The 18178-nt window shown below is 62.7% G+C and carries 14 protein-coding genes; 7 read left to right on the top strand and 7 right to left on the bottom strand.

Annotated elements, in window-relative coordinates; genetic code table 11:
* Positions 1–5: 5 nt before the first annotated feature.
* The gene (locus PRZ03_RS05650; RefSeq protein ID WP_273599407.1) at positions 6–1091 is read right to left on the bottom strand and encodes a sensor histidine kinase; all 1086 of its coding nucleotides are present in this window, start codon (positions 1089–1091) and stop codon (positions 6–8) included.
* Positions 1092–1204: 113 nt separating this feature from the next.
* Between PRZ03_RS05650 and argH the strand changes: the two genes are divergently transcribed.
* The 5 genes from argH (at position 1205) to PRZ03_RS05625 (ending at position 7886) form a co-directional block, all read left to right on the top strand.
* A complete protein-coding gene (gene argH / locus PRZ03_RS05645) occupies positions 1205–2611 on the top strand; it encodes an argininosuccinate lyase (RefSeq protein WP_263533326.1) in 1407 nt (468 codons plus the stop codon).
* A gap of 124 nt (positions 2612–2735) precedes the next feature.
* Complete coding sequence (locus PRZ03_RS05640; RefSeq protein ID WP_273599405.1) at positions 2736–3422, top strand: hypothetical protein; 687 nt, start codon at positions 2736–2738, stop codon at positions 3420–3422.
* 115 nt (positions 3423–3537) lie between these two features.
* Positions 3538–4035 carry a hemerythrin domain-containing protein gene (locus PRZ03_RS05635; protein ID WP_273599404.1) on the top strand — a complete coding sequence of 166 codons (498 nt, stop codon included), beginning with the start codon at positions 3538–3540 and terminating at the stop codon, positions 4033–4035.
* A 101-nt stretch (positions 4036–4136) separates the two neighbouring features.
* A complete protein-coding gene (gene dinB / locus PRZ03_RS05630; RefSeq protein ID WP_273599403.1) occupies positions 4137–5381 on the top strand; it encodes a DNA polymerase IV in 1245 nt (414 codons plus the stop codon).
* A gap of 204 nt (positions 5382–5585) precedes the next feature.
* Complete coding sequence (locus tag PRZ03_RS05625; protein ID WP_273599402.1) at positions 5586–7886, top strand: ATP-binding protein; 2301 nt, start codon at positions 5586–5588, stop codon at positions 7884–7886.
* A 9-nt stretch (positions 7887–7895) separates the two neighbouring features.
* On the opposite strand, the gene PRZ03_RS05620 is transcribed toward PRZ03_RS05625, so the two are convergent.
* On the bottom strand, positions 7896–8294 hold the full coding sequence (locus PRZ03_RS05620) for a YbaN family protein (protein ID WP_273599401.1): 399 nt from the start codon (positions 8292–8294) through the stop codon (positions 7896–7898).
* A 118-nt stretch (positions 8295–8412) separates the two neighbouring features.
* Here PRZ03_RS05620 and PRZ03_RS05615 point away from each other — a divergent pair, with 118 nt between their 5' ends.
* Entirely contained in the window at positions 8413–9561 is a 1149-nt protein-coding gene (locus PRZ03_RS05615; protein WP_273599400.1) for an alpha-hydroxy acid oxidase, read from the top strand.
* A gap of 12 nt (positions 9562–9573) precedes the next feature.
* Here PRZ03_RS05615 and PRZ03_RS05610 read toward each other — a convergent pair whose 3' ends face one another.
* Entirely contained in the window at positions 9574–9999 is a 426-nt protein-coding gene (locus PRZ03_RS05610; RefSeq protein WP_273599399.1) for a hypothetical protein, read from the bottom strand.
* A gap of 287 nt (positions 10000–10286) precedes the next feature.
* On the opposite strand from PRZ03_RS05610, the gene PRZ03_RS05605 reads away from it, so the two are divergent.
* Positions 10287–11867, top strand: coding sequence for a YfcC family protein (locus PRZ03_RS05605; protein WP_273599398.1), 1581 nt, complete (start codon positions 10287–10289; stop codon positions 11865–11867).
* 13 nt (positions 11868–11880) lie between these two features.
* Here PRZ03_RS05605 and PRZ03_RS05600 read toward each other — a convergent pair whose 3' ends face one another.
* From PRZ03_RS05600 to PRZ03_RS05585, 4 genes are all read right to left on the bottom strand, one after another.
* Positions 11881–13719 carry a pre-peptidase C-terminal domain-containing protein gene (locus PRZ03_RS05600; RefSeq protein WP_273599397.1) on the bottom strand — a complete coding sequence of 613 codons (1839 nt, stop codon included), beginning with the start codon at positions 13717–13719 and terminating at the stop codon, positions 11881–11883.
* A 146-nt stretch (positions 13720–13865) separates the two neighbouring features.
* The gene (gene map, locus PRZ03_RS05595; RefSeq protein WP_273599396.1) at positions 13866–14663 is read right to left on the bottom strand and encodes a type I methionyl aminopeptidase; all 798 of its coding nucleotides are present in this window, start codon (positions 14661–14663) and stop codon (positions 13866–13868) included.
* Positions 14660–16093, bottom strand: a complete 1434-nt coding sequence (locus tag PRZ03_RS05590) for a peptide MFS transporter (RefSeq protein WP_273599395.1) — start codon at positions 16091–16093, stop codon at positions 14660–14662. Before PRZ03_RS05590 ends, map begins: the two co-directional genes overlap by 4 nt.
* 101 nt (positions 16094–16194) lie before the next feature.
* Positions 16195–18081 (bottom strand): acyl CoA:acetate/3-ketoacid CoA transferase, encoded by a 1887-nt coding sequence (locus PRZ03_RS05585; protein ID WP_273599700.1) that lies wholly within the window; start codon positions 18079–18081, stop codon positions 16195–16197.
* Positions 18082–18178 lie beyond the last annotated feature (97 nt).

Below are 18178 nucleotides of genomic sequence, written 5' to 3'. Positions count from 1 at the left end.
AACCATCAGCGAGGCAACATGATGCGCACGCTGAAGCGCTCCGGCTCGCGCTTGAGCTCAAAGCGCGCGGCCACATCATGCATCAGGCGTAGGCGCTGGCGCACATTGCGCAGCGCCAAACCATGCCCGGATGTTTGGGCCGGCAGCCCCACCGTGTTGACCACGCAGATCTCCACCTCGCTGCCCAGACGCCGGGTGCTGATTTCGACGTCACCGCCCGCCTCATTAGGCTCGACGCCATGACGCACCGCATTCTCGACCAGGGGCTGCAACAACAAGGGTGGCACCTTGGCGGCGCCGGCGGCCGGATCTAAGCGCCAATGGATGCGCAAGCGCCCGTCAAAGCGGATCTGCTCAATATCGAGGTATCGGCGCGCCAGCTCAATCTCGTCGTCCAGGCTGACCACGGCCGTGGCATCGGCCAAAGCGACACGGAACAGCTCGCTCAAGTCCTCCAGCAGCCCCTCGGCCTTGTGCGGGTCCAGCCGCACCAGCGCAATCGCGCTGTTCAGCGTATTGAACAAGAAATGCGGCCGTATGCGCGCTTGCAACTCGACCAATTGCGCCATCGCGTCTGCCGGGCGCTGCGCCCGTTCGCGCTGCTTCAGCCAGAGCAAGAGCTGGCCCGCGCAGGCCGCACCGGCCAAGCTCACGCTGATCAGCCGAAACCCGCTGCTGGGCTCATCATTGGCCAGATTCAACAACTCCCAACCCGCCAAGGCGCACAGCGCCCCCAAAGCCAACAATACGGTCCATTGCCACAGCCCACGCAAACCGGCCAATTGGCGGCGCGCGCTGCACACCAGCAGCAGCCAGGCCAGCACGGCCGACATCGTCACCACCGTGCCGCTGGCCATGTTCTGCATCCAGTGGCCCAGATCGCGCGAGACCAGCGCCAGCCCCAAGGCCAGCAAGCCCTGCACGCCCAACACCGCACGCAGCACGAGGCCCACATGGCACACATCGAAAACCCGCGCGGGGTCGAACAAGGGCAGGACCGTGGCCTCGCCGCCATCGCTGGGCGCGAAGCCGAGGATGCTGCTCAGGTTGCCGCTGTCGGGCCAGTCCGGTCGCTTGCTGCTGGGTTTCAAGATTTTGCTTTCGCTCTGCGGCGCCTGGTGGGAGTGCGGCTCGATAGAATCGCGCTGCGCCGGATTGTCTGTCAAGCCGGCCCGCCTCTTTACTAACCGCCAGACCGCCCGCCATGTCCTCAGTCTCAGAAAATCCCCTCGCCAACAAAGCCCAAGCCTGGTCCGCGCTGTTTTCGGAGCCTATGAGCGACTTGGTCAAGCGTTACACCGCCAGCGTCTTCTTCGACAAGCGGCTCTGGGCGGCCGATATCGCAGGCAGCTTGGCGCATGCCGAGATGCTGATGGCGCAAGGGATTTTGAGTGCCGAAGACCACACCGCCATTCAGCAAGGCATGGCGACGATCAAGAGCGAGATCGAAGCTGGCAGCTTCGAGTGGCAGCTGGACCTGGAAGATGTGCACCTGAATATCGAAGCGCGCCTGACGGCACTGATCGGCATTGCCGGCAAACGCCTGCACACCGGGCGCAGCCGCAATGACCAGGTCGCCACCGATGTGCGGCTGTGGTTGCGCGGCGAGATTGATGAGCTGAGCGTCTTGTTGAACGCACTGCAGACCGCGCTGGTCGATGTGGCCGAGAAGAACGCCGAGGTGATCCTGCCCGGCTTCACCCATTTGCAAGTCGCCCAGCCGGTCGCCTTTGGCCATCATTTGCTGGCCTATGTGGAGATGTTTGCGCGCGATGCAGAGCGCTTCGCCGACGTGCGCCGGCGTGTCAACCGCTTGCCGCTGGGTGCGGCCGCACTCGCCGGCACCAGCTACCCACTTGACCGTGAACGTGTGGCAAAGACCTTGGGCATGGAGGCTGTGTGCCAAAACAGCCTTGATGCCGTCTCCGACCGTGACTTCGCGATCGAGTTCACGGCCGCCGCCTCCTTGGTGATGGTGCATATCTCGCGCCTCAGCGAAGAGTTGATCTTGTGGATGAGCCAGAGCTTTGGGTTCATCGACCTGGCGGACCGCTTTTGCACCGGCTCCTCCATCATGCCGCAGAAGAAAAATCCCGATGTACCGGAGCTGGCACGGGGAAAAACCGGCCGCGTGGTCGGCCACCTGATGGGCCTGATCACCTTGATGAAGGGCCAGCCGCTGGCCTATAACAAGGACAACCAGGAAGACAAGGAACCGCTGTTCGACACCGTTGACACGCTCAAGGACACGCTGCGCATCTTTGCCGAGATGATGGGCGGGCTGACCGTCAAGCCCGAGGCCATGGAGCGCGCTGCGCTCAAGGGTTATGCCACCGCGACCGACCTGGCCGACTACCTGGTCAAGAAAGGTCTGGCCTTCCGCGATGCGCATGAAATCGTCGCCCATGCGGTCAAAACCGCGATCGGCACCGGCCTTGATTTATCGGCCCTGCCCTTGAGTGAGTTACAGAAATTCGACGCCCGCATTGGTGAGGATGTGTTCGAGGTCTTATCTCTGCGCGGCTCGCTGAATGCTCGCAACATCTTGGGCGGCACCGCGCCGGCGCAGGTGAGGGCACAGATTGCGCGGCACCGGGTGCGCTTGGGCTGATTTGGGCTGAGACAGCCCAATTCGGCAGGCTTGTCAACCGCGCGGCAGCCGGCCGCGCTAAGTGAAGCCTCGGCCGAAACTGGCCGCAAACTCACGCTGCGGGCTTCATCGCCCCCCTGCCCTCATGATTCGAACCTTTTTGCTGGCCCTGGCGCTGTTGCTGTCCGGGGTACAAACCAGCCAAGCCCAAGTCGCTGACCCCCTGTGGCTGCAGTTGCTTGCGCACCTACAGGCGCAAAAGCAGGTGGTACCGGATGAGTCGGACACCATGCTGATGCTGCCGCGCGAGGCCGGCGGTACCGGCGAGCGGGACTTCATCAGCCGCAAACTCAGTGGATGGAAAGACGGCAAACCCAGCTACGAGATCGTGGCCGCCGAGCCCCCGATCTGGACCGACGATGATCTGCGCATCACCCGCGCCAACAAGGCCGATCAGCAGATTTCATCTGCCTTGGGCCAAGGCAATCAGCTGCTGTTGCCAAACACCCCGGTCAAGCGAAGCGATGGGCAGAGCCTTGACGGCAAACTCTGGACTCTGTTTGAAGCGCAGGACAAAGGTTTTGGCCGCGACGTCCTGATGCGTGCTTGGGTCGAGCCCGAAACAGGCCGCCCTCACCGCATCGATATCAAGGGTCGCTTTTTGATGGTGCTGAGTTTGGACCTCAGCTCGCATTACGAAATTGCCAGCAAAGAACGCTCACTGGCTAACAAGGTGACCGGAGAAATCAAGGCCACGATACGCGGCAAGGGCCCCGAGGTTCGATTTGAAGTCGACGTCAAGTCCTGGGCCGAAGCCCCCGTGCCCATGTAATGCACTCAGCCAATGCACGCAGCCTTGACTCAGCGCAAAGATTACGCGCTCAAAGGAGCGCTGCCGTCCTCACGCGGTCACACAGTGCGCAGCCATCGTTTAAGCTGCTGACCCCATGAATACCCCAAGTACATTGACCTGGACCGACGCGCTGACGCTGAATCAGCCGCAGATCGATCAAACCCACCATGAATTCGTGGCCTTGCTCAACGAGTTGGCTGAACTCTTGCCGACTTGCACCGAGCCCGCAGACGCCCTGCCCGCCTACCAGCGCTTGCTGACTCACACGGAACAGCACTTCGCGATGGAAGAGGGCTATATGGCCGCGACCGGCTTCGCCCCGGACAACTGCCACAGCAAGCAACACGCCATGGTGCTGGACGTGATGCGCCAGGTGCTGGTGCATACCCATGCCGAGCAGGATCTTGAGCCTATGCGCAATCTGCTGCCGGAACTGGTCAATTGGTTTCCGGCCCACGCCGAGATGATGGACGCGGCCTTGGTTTATCACATGAGCCAAGTTGGTTTTGACCCCGCAACCGGGACGGCCAGCACACCAGCCCTGGTAGGCGCCGAGCCGATCAGCTCCTGCGGTAGCGGCAGCTGCGGCTGAAGGTACGGCTGAACACCAAGCGTTGACAGCTGCATTGACGCGCACTGAGCCGCACGGCACTGCTGACAAGCGCTGACAGCTGGGGCGCCGACAATGCGCGCATGTCAACACCGACGCTGACCTCGACCATACTGCCCGAGCGCTTGATTGCGCATCTGGACATGGACGCGTTCTACGCCTCCGTGGAGTTGCTGCGTTACCCCGATCTGAGGGGCCAAGCGGTCGTGATCGGTGGGCGTCGCAGCCATGCACCGGTGACACTGGAAGACGGCAGCCGGCGCTACTCGCGGCTGCGCGACTACACCGGCCGTGGCGTCATCACCACTTCCACTTACGCCGCCCGTGATCTGGGCGTGTTCTCGGGCATGGGCCTGATGAAGGCGGCCCTGCGGGTGCCTGATGCCATCCTCTTGCCGACCGACTTTGACGCCTACCGCCTTTACTCGCGCCTGTTCAAAGCGGCGGTGGCTGAGTTGGCGCCGGTGATTGAGGACAGGGGTATTGACGAAATCTACATCGACCTGAGTGATATACCCGGCATCCGAGAAACCGTCGGCCATGACCCACTCGGCGGCCTGCGCGCAGTGGCACGCGAGATCAAGAACTCCGTTTTTCGTGCCACCGGCCTGACCTGCTCGATCGGTATCACCCCCAACAAGCTGCTGTCCAAGATCGCCTCCGATCTGGACAAGCCCGACGGCATCACGCTCCTGACCGAAGCCGATATCCCGACGCGCATCTGGCCGCTGGGCGTGCGCAAAATCAATGGCATCGGCCCCAAGGCGGCGGCCAAGCTGCTGGGATTGGGGATTGAAACCGTCGAGCAACTGGCGGGCGCCGAACCGCAGATGCTGATCAATCAGTTTGGCAACAGCTTTGGCGCCTGGCTGCATGAGGCGGCGCATGGGCGCGACAAGCGCGCGGTGGTCACGCACAGCGAGCCCGTATCGATCAGCCGCGAGACCACGTTTGAGCGCGACCTGCATGCCGTGCATGACAAGGCCGAGCTGAGCGCCATCTTCACCCGACTGTGCGAGCAAGTGGCCAGCGACCTGCTGCGCAAGGGCTATCAGGGCCGCACCATAGGTTTGAAGCTGCGCTTCGAGGGCTTTCATACCGTCACGCGTGACCTGACGCTGCCCCAGCCGACGCAAGATGCGCAAGCCATCCGCCGCGCCGCCGGAGCCTGCCTGAAGCGCGTGCCGCTGGACAAACGAATTCGGCTGCTCGGCGTGCGAGTGGGAGGCTTGAGCCGGCCCGGTGCCATTGACGCCCTGGGCAGCAAGCCGCGCAAGGTCGCAAGCACCACCGCCGGCCCAAGGCCGGAAAACCTCGCCTTGTTCTGACTGTTGTTTTCCGGTCTTGCGGGGCTTGATCCAGACCAGCGCAATGGGGCCACACACTGACAAGCCGCCGCAAAGCCCTTATCCTTGCGTCGCGCCACAAGCAGTGGCGCTCAAGTGTGCTGTTGCACATCAGCCAGGAGTGTCGAGCAAGTGTCAGACGCAGTGCCAGCGCCCGTTCAGTCCGCAGCATTTGATGAACTGCTGATGCGTCTCGCACGGCTGGCTAAACGGCACCCCTCATGCGCATTGCGCCGCTACGAGGTACTTGAACAGACGGCACGCGGCCGGGGCGATTTAGCGTGCGCCATCGACCTGCTCTACATCCGCTTCAATCTGCTCGAACACATGGGCCGGGCGCAGCAGTTGCAAGGCAGCCTGACACAGGCCCAAGCCCAGGCCGCATCAGCCGGCTTGCAATGCCAGGCCGCGCGCATGTTTGAAGCCCTGGGGCGCATCGCCTACCAAACCGGCGACTATTTGTTGGCGACCGAAAAATGGACGCGCGCACTCGATCTGGCGCAATTGGTCGGCGAGTTGCGCATCGGCGTTGCGGCACGCATTGGCCTGGGCCAGATCCACTACGCCATGGGCGCCTGGGACAACGGGCGGCGCTTTCATCGCGACGCCGCAGCCTTGTTGTCCAGCCTGGATGACAGCTATTTGGAGGCCAAGCTGGCCCTCAATCTGGGTGTGGGCAATTACGAGAATTCGCAGCTGGAAGAGGCCGAGGCCCAATTCAGCAAAGGTCTTGCGGCAGCCCGCCGCGGCCAGCACCTGGAGTTTGAGGCCGAAGCCCTTTGGCATCTGGCCCGCGCAGCCCTGCTGCGTGGGCAGACCGACTTGGCCGCACACCAGTGCCACCAGGCCTTGGAATTGGCCAGACGCCTGGGGCATCTATGGCTGGAGAGCGTCGCCAGCCAGACCTGGACCGAAGTTGCGCTGGCGCGCAACGACCAATCCGAGGCCCTGAAGAGTGCTCAACACGCGCTGGAGCAAGCGCTGCGCATACAGTCGCGTGCGCAGGAGAGCCGTTCACATCAGCAGTTAGCACAGCTCTACCAATCACAAGGCCAGCTGCAAGCCGCCCTGGGCCATTTGTGGAAGCATGTCGAGGTGCAAGCCGAAATCGAGCGCCTGAGCCTGCCCGAGCGCTTGGCCAAGCTGGCTCATTACGACCTTTCGCGCAAGCCGCCCGACGAAATGCTGCTGGAACTCTCGAACCAGCAATGGCCGCTCGACAGTGCCGCCGAACTCAAGCAGGCATTTGCGGAACTGAGCACCAAAGCCGGCAAAATCCTGGCGCTGGACAGAGTCAGCCTATGGTGGGCCCATGAGACGCCCGGCGTCTACCCCCTGTTGCAACATCAATCGGATATGGTCGAGCCAGGGGCCAATTGTGGGGACCCAAGTACGACGGAAAATGGCGACGGCGCTGAAAGCACCTGCCTGAGCGAGCCTACGCAGGCCGCCTACTTGAAACTGCTCACCCAGCGGCGCGAACCCTTGTTCCTGGCCGACTTGAGCCTGCACCCCTGCCTGCAGGAATTGATCGGCCTGGCGCCCATGCAAGGTGCCGCCTCGCAAATAGAAATCCCACTTTTTGTGCAGCAGCAACTGCGTGCCGTGCTCTGGCTGACCCAGCATGGGCAGCAGCGCGCCTGGTCGCGCCAAGACCAGCTACAGGCTAGCCATCTGGGCAAGGTGTTCGAGCGTGTGCTTCTGAGTGCCGACCTGGCCCTGGCCCAGCAGACCCAGGCCTTGATGGAACAGGAAAAAGCCGATGCCTTGGGACGCCTGGTGGCCGGCGTGGCACATGAGGTCAATACGCCGATTGGCGTGGCAGTCACGGCAGCCTCCAGCGTGTCTGACAACGCGCAGCGGCTGGTTGACATGCTGGCCAGCGAACGCATCAGCCGCAGCGAGCTGCAGCAGCTCTCGATTCGCCTGAAGACCGGTTCAGACTTGGTCGAGCGCAATTTGGAGAGGGCCGCAAGCCTGATCGGCAACTTCAAGAAGGTCACCGTCGATCAGGCCTCGGAGGCGGTCAGCGAGTTCCCCTTGGCCGAATACTTGAACAGCGTGATTTCAGTGCTCAGCCCAGCACTGCGCAAGGCAGCCGTGGAGGTCAGCGTCAATGTGGATCCCGGCATCGAACTGTGCATGGCCTCGGGGCTGCTGACGCAGGTGATCTCGAACCTGATCATGAACAGCATCCACCACGCCTTCCCCGACCGGCGCGGCGGCAAGATTCGAATCAGCGCGAGCCTGGACGGGCAACAGGTTTGCCTGGATGTGGCCGATGACGGTGTCGGCGTCAGTGCGGCGGTGCGGGCACGCATCTTCGAGCCCTTCTTCACAACCAAGCGCGGCCAGGGGGGCTCGGGCCTGGGCATGTACATCGTTCACTCCATCATGGGGCGCCTCGGCGGCAGCATCGAAATGCCCGAGGTCGAACAAGGCTTGTGCGTGCGCTTGCATTTGCCGCTGCTTGCCCACAAGGGCTGAGGCCTGGAATCAGGGCTTGCGCGTCGGCAAGCGCCACAACCACCAAGCCACGCAGGCACAAGACGCGGCGGGCAGCCAAGCCCAGAGCAGCGGCAGCTTGAACCAGGCCGTGACCGAGCCGAACAACATCATCACGCTGGCCAACTGCTTGGCGCGCAGCGGCACCGCGCGTGTTGCGCGCCAGTCGCGCACCATAGGGCCGAACAGCTTGTGGTTGAGCAACCAGCGCTCGCAGCGGCTGCTGCCGCGCGAAAAGCAAAACGCCGCCAACAGCACAAAAGGCGTGGTCGGCAGCAGCGGCACAAAAATGCCGACAAAGCCCAAGACCAAGCTCGCGATGCCGGCCAACAGCCACAGCACGCGCTGCCAGGTGGGCAAGGGATTTGCAAAATTCTCAGCGACAGGCATCAGCGACTCATGGGTGGCAAACATGGAAACGACAAACCGCGTTCCCGTTCAACATTCTCTCAGCTAGCTCCGCTAGCATTGCCGCCAACAAGACCATAAAACACCGAGAGACTCCCACATGCCCGTGATCACCTGCATCGAAGACCTGCGCGTTCTGGCTCAAAAGCGCGTGCCGCGCATGTTCTATGACTATGCCGATTCCGGCTCATGGACCGAAGGCACTTACCGCGCCAATTCGGCGGACTTCCAGGCCATCAAGCTGCGCCAGCGCGTTGCGGTCAATCTGGAAAACCGTTCCACCGCGACGCAGATGATTGGCGTTGATGTGGCGATGCCGGTGGCAATTGCACCGACCGGCCTGACCGGCATGCAGCATGCCGACGGCGAAATCCTGGCGGCGCGCGCGGCCGAGAAGTTCGGCATCCCGTTTACCTTGTCAACGATGAGCATCTGCTCGATCGAAGACGTGGCGGCCCGCACCCAAGCGCCGTTCTGGTTCCAGCTCTATGTGATGAAAGACCGCGCCTATATCGAGCGTCTGATCGACCGGGCCAAGGCGGCGCGCTGCGGCGCGCTGGTCTTGACGCTGGACTTGCAAATCCTCGGCCAGCGCCACAAAGACATCAAGAACGGCCTGTCGGCGCCGCCTAAGCCAACCATCGCCAACCTGATCAACCTGATGACCAAGCCACGCTGGTGTCTAGGCATGTTGGGCACACCCCGGCGCCAGTTTGGCAATATCGTCGGCCATGTGAAGGGCGTAGAGAACATGGGCTCGCTGTCCGAATGGACGGCCAAACAGTTCGACACCGCGCTCAACTGGGGCGATGTCGAGTGGATCAAAAAGCGTTGGGGCGGCAAGCTGATTCTGAAGGGCATCCAAGACGTAGAAGACGCAAGGCTGGCCGTCAATTCCGGCGCCGATGCCTTGATCGTCAGCAACCATGGCGGGCGCCAGCTTGACGGCGCCGAGTCCAGCATCCATGCACTGCCGGCCATCGTGGACGCGGTGGGCCGCCAGATCGAAGTGCATATGGACGGCGGCATCCGCTCGGGGCAGGATGTGCTCAAGGCCCGCGCCCTGGGCGCACGCGGCACCTATATCGGCCGGGCGTTTTTATATGGCCTGGGCGCCATGGGTGAAGCCGGCGTAGCCAAGGCGCTGGAGATCATCCACAAGGAGCTGGACTTGACCATGGCGTTTTGCGGCCACACGCAGATCGACCAGGTCGGGCCGGACATTTTGCTGCCGCCCAGACTGCGCTGAAGCGCTCAGACTTCAGCGCTCCAAACGCCGCACCTTGGCGGTCTCGTTGCTGGCCTCGAACTCCAGCACGTAAGTGCCCAACATGCCGCGGCGCACCTTGACCTTGGGGTTCTTCAAATAGAGCACGGCCGAGCTGCCGTCCACGATCTGCCAAAGCTGGCCATTGGCGAATCGGATCACATGCTTGGGGCCCCAGCCTTCAAACAGCCCGCTGATCTCGCTTTCGACCTCCTGAGCTTCGGCTTTGCGGGCCTGCTGCTCGAGGCCAAAGCTGGCAGCGGCAGGCGCTGCAGTCGATACAGTTGCAGGAACAAGCGCAGGCGCCGCAGCCGCAGCCGCAGCTAGAGCCGGGGCAACTTGGCCCGGCGTCTTTAGGGCCGCCGCCTGCCCATCCACCCAAGTGTCATAGCAAAGCAAGCGAGCCTGAGCATCCGGCAATGCTCGGCATTGTTGCGGCGACGCCGGCTGGGCCAGCGCAGCAATGCAGGGAAGCAGGAGGCTGAAGCCGATTGCTGAGCCAAGGGTTTTGCAGTGATGTGGCATCGGGTTTCTGTCACTCTGGTCTGGGTTAATTCAGCATAGCATTCCCGGATCGCATTCAAACATGGGGCAATTCAGGGTCAGCAAGTGCCTGCAAACCAGCGTGCAAAACAGGCGAGCAGGCGGCCATACCGTACGAATGCTTGGTTAAACTGCGCTTACATAAGCAAGCATGGGGAATGACAATGGCAGGCAGCAGTAGCGGCACCGATGGCGATAGCAAAGCAGCGACACCCAAGCGCGGCTTCAAGTTCCCCGGCGCCGTCACCACGCTGGCCATCGTCACCTTGCTGGTCTGGGTCGCGACGCTGTTTATTCCTTCCGGTCTATACCAGCTTGATGAGCATGGCTCGCCCATCCCCGGCACCTTCCAGCAGCAAGCCTCTCCTTTGAGCCTCAAGGAAGCGGCCGAGCAACTTGTGCTGGCGCCGGTCAATGGCGTTTACGGCTTGCACAACTCAAACACCAAGCGGGTGGACAGCGAAACCGTCGGCCGCATGTTCGGGCAGATCGGCGTGATCGTGTTCATCATGGCTATCGGTGCCTTCATCTCGGTCAGCTTCGCCACCCGCGCGCTGGAGGTGGCGGTGGCAGCACTTGCCGACCGGCTGCGCGAAAAAGGCTGGATGCTGATCGCCGCCGTGATGACGCTGTTCTCGCTCCTCGGCTCCACCATGGGTTTTTCGGTCGAGACGCTGGGCTTTTACGCACTCTTCATTCCGCTGATGACAGCCCTCGGCTACGACAGACTGGTGACTGCGGCCATGATCATCATCGGCGCCCTGGTCGGCGTGATGAGCTCGACCGTCAACCCCTTTTCCATTGGCGTGGCTGCCGGCGAGGCAGGCATCTCGATTGGCGACGGCATTGGCTTGCGTTTTGTGCTGTGGGTGGTGCTGACGGCGATGTCCATAGGCTGGGTGCTGCGCTATGCGGCCAAGGTGCGCCGGGACCCCTCGGCGTCGCTGGTGGGTTGGGATACGCAGCAGGACACCGCTGCGGCCGCCGAACAAAGCCCAAGTGCTGAAGCGCAAGCCCGGCTGACCGGCACGCAAAAATGGGTGCTGCTGATCACAGCGCTGGCTTTTGGGCTGATGATCTTCTCCGTCATCCCCTGGTCCAGCGTGCTCGGTGGCCGCGCCGGTGCGGCCGACTATTACGGCCTGCACGAGGTCGTAGGCGCCACGCCTTTTTGGTTCGAGCTGAATTGGTGGTTTCCGCAGCTGGCCATGCTCTTCATCCTGGCCTCGGTGCTGGTCGGCATCGTCGCAGGCATGGGAGAGAAAGAAACGGTGCGGCTGATTGCCGCCGGCGCCTCCGACATGATGGGCCCGGCCATGGTGGTGCTCTTGGCCGGCGGGGTGTCGGTGATCATGAACAACACGCAAACGCTGGACACCATTTTGCACTCTATGGAACGCTTGGTGACCGGCGCGTCGGCGGGCTTTTTCGTCTTCCTGACCGTGTTGGTGAATATCCCGTTGGCCATTTTGATTCCGTCCAGTTCCGGCCATGGCGCGCTGGCCATGCCTTTGCTGGCGCCCTTGGCCGACTTTGCGCAGGTCAGCCGGGCCAGCACCATCACCGCCTGGATCATGGGTCACGGCCTGGCGCTGCTGATGGCGCCGACCAGCGTGGTGCTGGTCGGCGGACTTGCCATCGCCAAGGTCGGCTACGACAAATACCTGCGCTTCGTCTGGCCGCTGCTCTTGGCCTTGTTTGCCGTATCGACCTTGATCATCGGGATTGCTGCGACGCTGGAGTGAAGCCGCGATCAGGTCAAGGCGTGACCGTGGCCGTCACGCTCAAGCCTGTGTAGGCGCTATAGCCGTACACGCCGACGTAATAGGTACCTGCTGCCGCTGAAGTGATGCTGCAGGTCTCTGCACTGGTGGAGCCGTCGCTCTTGCAGCCATAGCTGGCGGTGGTGGGCCGGCTGTCTTTACGCACGAAGAGATCGGCGTCGCCATTGCTGCCCTTGACGGCGACCGTCAGCTTGGACGCGGCGCTCGGCAAGCTGATAGCGTAATAGCTCCAAACGCCGGTGGCGCCACTTTGATTGAGCTGGGGCACGCCGCTGCTCAACGGTGTGGCCGGGATCTCGGTGCCGCCGGTCAAGCTGCCCTGCATTGCGTAGTAGCCCACCGAGGAATAGTTCGAAAAGCCATTCTGCGGTGTGCCCTCGGCGCCGCCCTGAACTTTGAGCTGGTAACTGCCGGCCCCGAGTTGCAGGTTCTTGAACTCGGCCGAGCGGTTGACGGCCAGATTGCTGCGCGCCACCACTTGGCCGGCGGCATTGATGATGGAGGCGTCCACGTCAAGCATGCGCAGGTACTCGATGGGGTCGATGCGCAGATTCAGCACGCCCGAGGCCGCGACCGAGAAGTTGAAGACATCGCTGTCGCTATTGCGCTCGATCTGGCCCCAGTTGTCCTGCGGGTTGATCTCCCCGGCAGCGCGCAACGCCAGCGCCTTGCCGCTGACGTTGTCATCCGCCACATAGGGCACCGACTCATTGACCGTCATGATGCGGAAATCATCTTCCTGGTTATTGGCCGTGCTGTACTCGCCACGGCTCCAGGTAAATAACTGGTTGGCCCAGCTGCCCCCCATCCAGTAATTGCCCATGATGGGGCCCCATTGGTAGGCCGCAATGCCCTCGAAATATTCGCCGCCCGAGCCGCCGCCGTCATGCGACATGCCCATCTGGTGGCCGACCTCATGCGCGCCCGTCATGCCGATGCCGTAGCCATAGTCAAAACCGGCCGAGGGGTTGCGGTAGAGCGTGCCGGCCGAGGTGGTGCCGAAGGACTGCAGCGGCGCAAACGAGCGGCCATCCTGGTTGACGAAATTGATGATGCCGGTGCGCAATGTATTGGCCGCGCGCGCAGCGTCATAGACGGTCCGGTTGGTGGTGACGTTCATATTCAGCATCGAATACTGATCGGCCACCGATTGCCAGGCCCGGTACATCTGCTCCTTGCTGACACCGTTGAGCGGCGTGCTGCCGCTCATCACCGCTGCGGTGTTGAGATAGAACACCCAGGGGCTGCCGGGCTTGCTCTCCAGCTTGGTGACGTCTTGATTGGCGTAGGGGCCGATATGCGGCGCCTGGCGCAGAGCCATCGGGCTGTACGTCGGCGCGGCCACGGCCAAAGTGCTGACCCCTTGCGCCAAGGCATAGTCGCGCTGAAACTTCTCCTCGAAGTCGGGGAATACCTTGGTGTACGGCACCTCGCGCACCGTCACCTGCCCCAGTTCATTGCTGCTGTACTCGAAGGCCTTGCGGCCGTCATTGAGGGCCAAAAAACCATGCAGCTTCTTGCTATTGCCCTTCAAAAAGAACACCGAGTTCGCATTGCCCAGCGCATGACCGGAGATCGAAACTTGGCCGTTCTTGTCAAAGAAGTCCTTGATGTGTACGGCCAGCGAATCGGCCCCCAGCGTGCGGAAAAAAGTCGTGCGCGCGCCCTTGTGCTGATCGCGCAAGGCCTGAATGACTTGCTCGCCGCTGCCAATATCGACGCTCAAAGCATTGGCAAGATCGGCAGGCTGGGCCTGCGTCAGGCCGGCGAGGGACAGCATGGCCGCCAGGGCCAGCGATCTTCTTTTGTACATAGTGAGAGTCTCCGAGCAAGGTGTTGAGGGTTCGCCGCGCTTGTGGCCAGCGCCGGCAGTGTCCTCGCCCCTGGCTCGGGCCGGGTATAGGCATAGTTGACAGGGTCGCAGCAAAGCACATTCGCTTCACGGCGCCCCGCCACCGCTCACGCTATGACGGGATAGTCTCCAAACCCTTCCGGCCAAGGGGTCAGCAACTCGAAGCCGCTGGCGGTGACCAGCACCATATGCTCCCATTGCGCCGACAGGCTGCGGTCCTGGGTGACCACGGTCCAGCCGTCGGCGAGTTCTTTGATGCCGCGCTTGCCGGCGTTGATCATCGGCTCGATGGTGAAGATCATGCCGGCCTGCAGCTTCATGCCCTCGCCCGCCTGGCCGAAATGGTTGACATGGGGTTGGTCGTGATAGACGTCGCCGATGCCGTGGCCACCGTACTCGCGCACGACGCTGAAGCCCTCCCGGTGCGCAACGCTCTGGATCGCATGCCCGATATCACCCAGCGTGGCACCGGGGCGCACCTTGAGGATGCCGGCCCGCAGCGCCTCGTAAGTGGTGTTGACCAGGCGGCGCGCTTGCGGCTTGGGCTCACCGACAAAATACATGCGGCTGGTGTCACCGAACCAGCCGTCCTTGATCAGCGCCACATCGAGGTTGACGATGTCGCCATTTTTGAGGATTTTTGTCGGCGAGGGGATGCCATGGCAGACCACCTCATTGACCGAGCTGCACAGCGTCTTGGGGTAGCCGTGATAGCCGATATTGGCCGGCGTGACGCCCAACTCATCGACGATGTAGTCATGGCAGATTTTGTCCAGCGCATCGGTGCTGACACCGGGCTGCACATGCGGCGTGATCATCTGCAATACCTGGGCGGCCAAGCGGCCGGCCTCCCTGGCCTTGGCAATTTCTTCCGCACCCCGAATCTTCACTGAATTGCCTCTCATGCAGGAAGCCCTCCTTTTTGCACGCCTTGCGGCGGCGCTTGCTCATCCGGCAACAGAACCCGCCCAAACAAAAACTTGACCGCCAGCAGCAAGACCCCGGCACTGGCCACCAAGACCGCATGCAGGCCCCAAAACTCGGTGCCGGGCATCTCGTCGAGCAAGCCGGCCAGCCAACCGACAAAACTATTGCCCAGGAACAGATGCAGGTAGTAAATGCCAATCATCAAGCCCTCCAGCCGGCGCGGTGCGGCGCGCGAGTACAGCGCGATGCCAACCGGCAAGATATTGGCGAAGCCCAGGTTGTTGATCAAGGTGTAGCCCAGCGTCCAGACGAAGCTGACCTTCTCGTTGGTGCCGGCTATCGAGCCGGCGGCAATCACCAGCAGCGCCGGCGCGCAGGCCGCAAGCAAGGCACCGAAAGCCATCTTGGTCAGCTCATCGGGCTCACGCCGGCGCGTCGCCCACCAGCGCCAAAAAGCGATCGAGGCCACCATGGTCGAGGTGCTGATCAACGCGTCCACCGCCTGCAGCCAGCTCACCGGCACCTGAAAGCCAAACAGCAGCAGGTCCATATGCTTTTGCGACCACAGCGGGTAGGCATTGTTGAACTGCTGGTTGCCGACGATGGACAGCATCAGCACCGGGATCAGCGCGATCAGCAGCACGAGTCTGGCCTTTTCTTGGCTCGTCATACGGGGCTTGACCTCGCCCTCGCTGCGCACCGCCGTCTTGACACGAACCTCCTCGGGCGGCAAGTAGCGCCGCCCGGCCAGGTAGACCACCAAACCGATCAACATGCCCACACCGGCCGCACCAAAGCCCCAGTGCCAGGCCACCTTCTCGCCCAGCGTGCCGCAGACGATGGGCGCCAGGATCACCGCCATCTGCACCGACAGCATGAAAATCTGGAAGGCGCTGGCGCGGCGCTTATCACCGGGCGCATAGAGCGCGCCGACCTGCGCCGCGATATTGCCCTTGAAGCAGCCCACACCCAGCAGCAAGCAAGCCAGGGCCAGCAAAAAGCTCGCCTCAAACGCCATCAAGAAATGCCCAAGCGCCATCAGGCTGGCGCCTATCACGACGGTGCGGGTGCGGCCGAGCAGCCGGTCGGCCAGCAAGCCGCCAAATATCGGCGTTAGGTAGACCAGGCCCGCATAAAGGCCAAACACGGCCGAGGCCAGTTGCTGCGGCGAGCGCGGCCCGGTGGCCCGCTCGATAAAGGCCCGCAGGGCGTCGATGCCGGCGACATTGCCGATGTTCTCGGGCAGGAACAGGTAGTTGCTGAGGTAGAGCACCAGCAGCGCCTGCATGCCGTAATAGGAGAAGCGCTCCCAGAATTCACAGAATGCCAGCCAACCCAGGCCGGCGGGATGACCGAGAAAGGCTCGGTCTTGTTTAAGGCGAAGATCGCCAGGAGTGAGAGAGGACACGGACTGAAATGCTCATGGAAATTTGCTCAGCCGAGACTGTCCACCAGCCGAGGCGCGCATGCAAGTGGCATTAACCATAGCCCGCGCGGCGCGGCACAGCCTCAGACAGGCTTGACTTCCAACAAGGCGCGCTCGGCCGAGTCAAACATCTGCGGCTCGACGCCGCGCGCTGCCAGCGCAGCACCCAGCAAGCTGCGGTTGAAACCGGCCGTCCCGTAGCGCGTCACGTTTTCATAGAACTGGTCACTCAGCTCCCGCACCATCGCAGCGTAAGCGTCGGCGACCTCGGGGTCGAGGTGGAAATGGTCATAGTTGACCACGCACCAAACGCGCTGCCCCAGCGGTGCCAGACGGCGCTCCACCTCGGCGCGAATCGCCTCCACATCGTCGCTACTGCGCACCGCCAAGCGCTCGAAGTTGAGAAACAGTTGCCGCGTCGCCGCGTCATAGCTGAAACGATCGGCCAGCGGCAGCATCAAGAGCCTGGCGCGCAAACCCATCGCCTCGTCTTTGAACAGCGCCGCGTCCATGATAGACGGCGGCGTCGGCATCAAGGGCGCAAAGCCCATCAGATCCAGCACATCACGCTGCAGATCCAGACCCGGCGCCACTTCAGACAGGATCAAACCCTCGGGAGCTAGCCTGAGCACGCAACGCTCGGTCACATAGAGTACCTGCTGGCCGCGCCGGCTCGCCTCTCTTCCCGAGAAGGTGCGCTGCTCCACTTCTGCCAGGAACTTGGGCTTGCCGTCGCTCAAAAAACTGCCGACAAAAACCAAGCGCTTGGCGTTCTGGCTGATGTTGATAAAGCCGCCGGCGCCGGCCAGGCGCGAGCCGAAGCGGCTGACATTGACATTGCCCTGAGCATCGGCCTGCGCTAGCCCCAAGACCGCCAGATCAAGCCCGCCGCCATCATAGAAATCGAACTGATAAGGCTGGTCGATGACGGCTTGGGTATTGACCGCCGCACCAAAGTTCAGGCCGCCGGCCGGCAGGCCGCCGATCACGCCGGCCTCGGCCGTGAGCGTGATCAGGTCGGAGATATGCTCCTCGGCCGCCACCGCCGCCACACCCTCGGGCATGCCGATGCCGAGGTTGACCACATCGTGCGTTTGCAACTCCAGCGCGGCGCGGCGGGCGATCACCTTGCGCAGACCCTGGGCCATTGTTTGCAAGGCCGCCATCGGCACCCGTAACTCGGCAGCAAATGCGGGGCTGTAGGCTTCGGCGAAAGTCTGCATATGGAACTCGGGCTTCTCGGCCAGCACCACCGCGTCGACCAAGATGCCGGGAATCTTGACCTGGCGCGGATTCAGGCTGCCGCGTTCGGCCAAACGTTCGACCTGCACGATCACGATGCCGCCGCTGTTGCGCGCAGCCATTGCGATGGCGAGTGAATCCAGCGTTAGCGCCTCGCGCTCCATGGTGATGTTGCCGTCGGCGTCCGCCGTGGTGCCGCGCAGCAAGGCCACATCAATCGGGAAAGCCTTGTAGAACAGATACGGCTCGCCGTCGATCTCCATCAAGCGCACCAAGGCCTCGGTGCTGCGCGCGTTGACAGCGCCGCCGCCATGGCGAGGGTCGACAAAGGTATCCAGCCCGACGCGACTCAGATGGCCGGGCTTGCCCGCAGCAATGTCGCGGTAAAGATGGCTGATCACGCCTTGCGGCAGATTCCAGGCCTCGATATCGCCGTCGAGCGCGAGCTTTTGCAAGGCCGGCACCAGCCCCCAATGCCCGCCCACGACGCGCCTGAGCAAACCCTTGTGACCGAAGTGATTGAGGCCGCGCTGCTTGCCGTCGCCCTGCCCCGCCGCATAAACCAGGCTCAGATCACGGGGCCGGCCGCTGCGCAAATAGCGCGCCTCCAGCGCCACCGCCAAGTTCTCCGCGAAGCCGATGCCGATAAAGCCCGAGGTGGCCAGGCAATCGCCGTCATGAATCAGCGCCACCGCCTCGGCAGCGGCCACCACCTTGCCATGTTCCATGGTCTGCAGCGCATGCAGCTGCACCAGGCGTTGCGAACGGGGGCTGTCTTCGGCTTGGCTGTGAAGAGGCTGCGTCATGGCGACTCCGGCTGACTGA

The organism is Roseateles albus (assembly GCF_028595345.1).
Classification (GTDB): Bacteria; Pseudomonadota; Gammaproteobacteria; order Burkholderiales; family Burkholderiaceae_C; genus Paucibacter_A; species Paucibacter_A albus.
The sequence above is the reverse complement of the archived record's forward strand: the minus strand, read 5'-3'. Positions and strand labels throughout refer to the sequence as shown.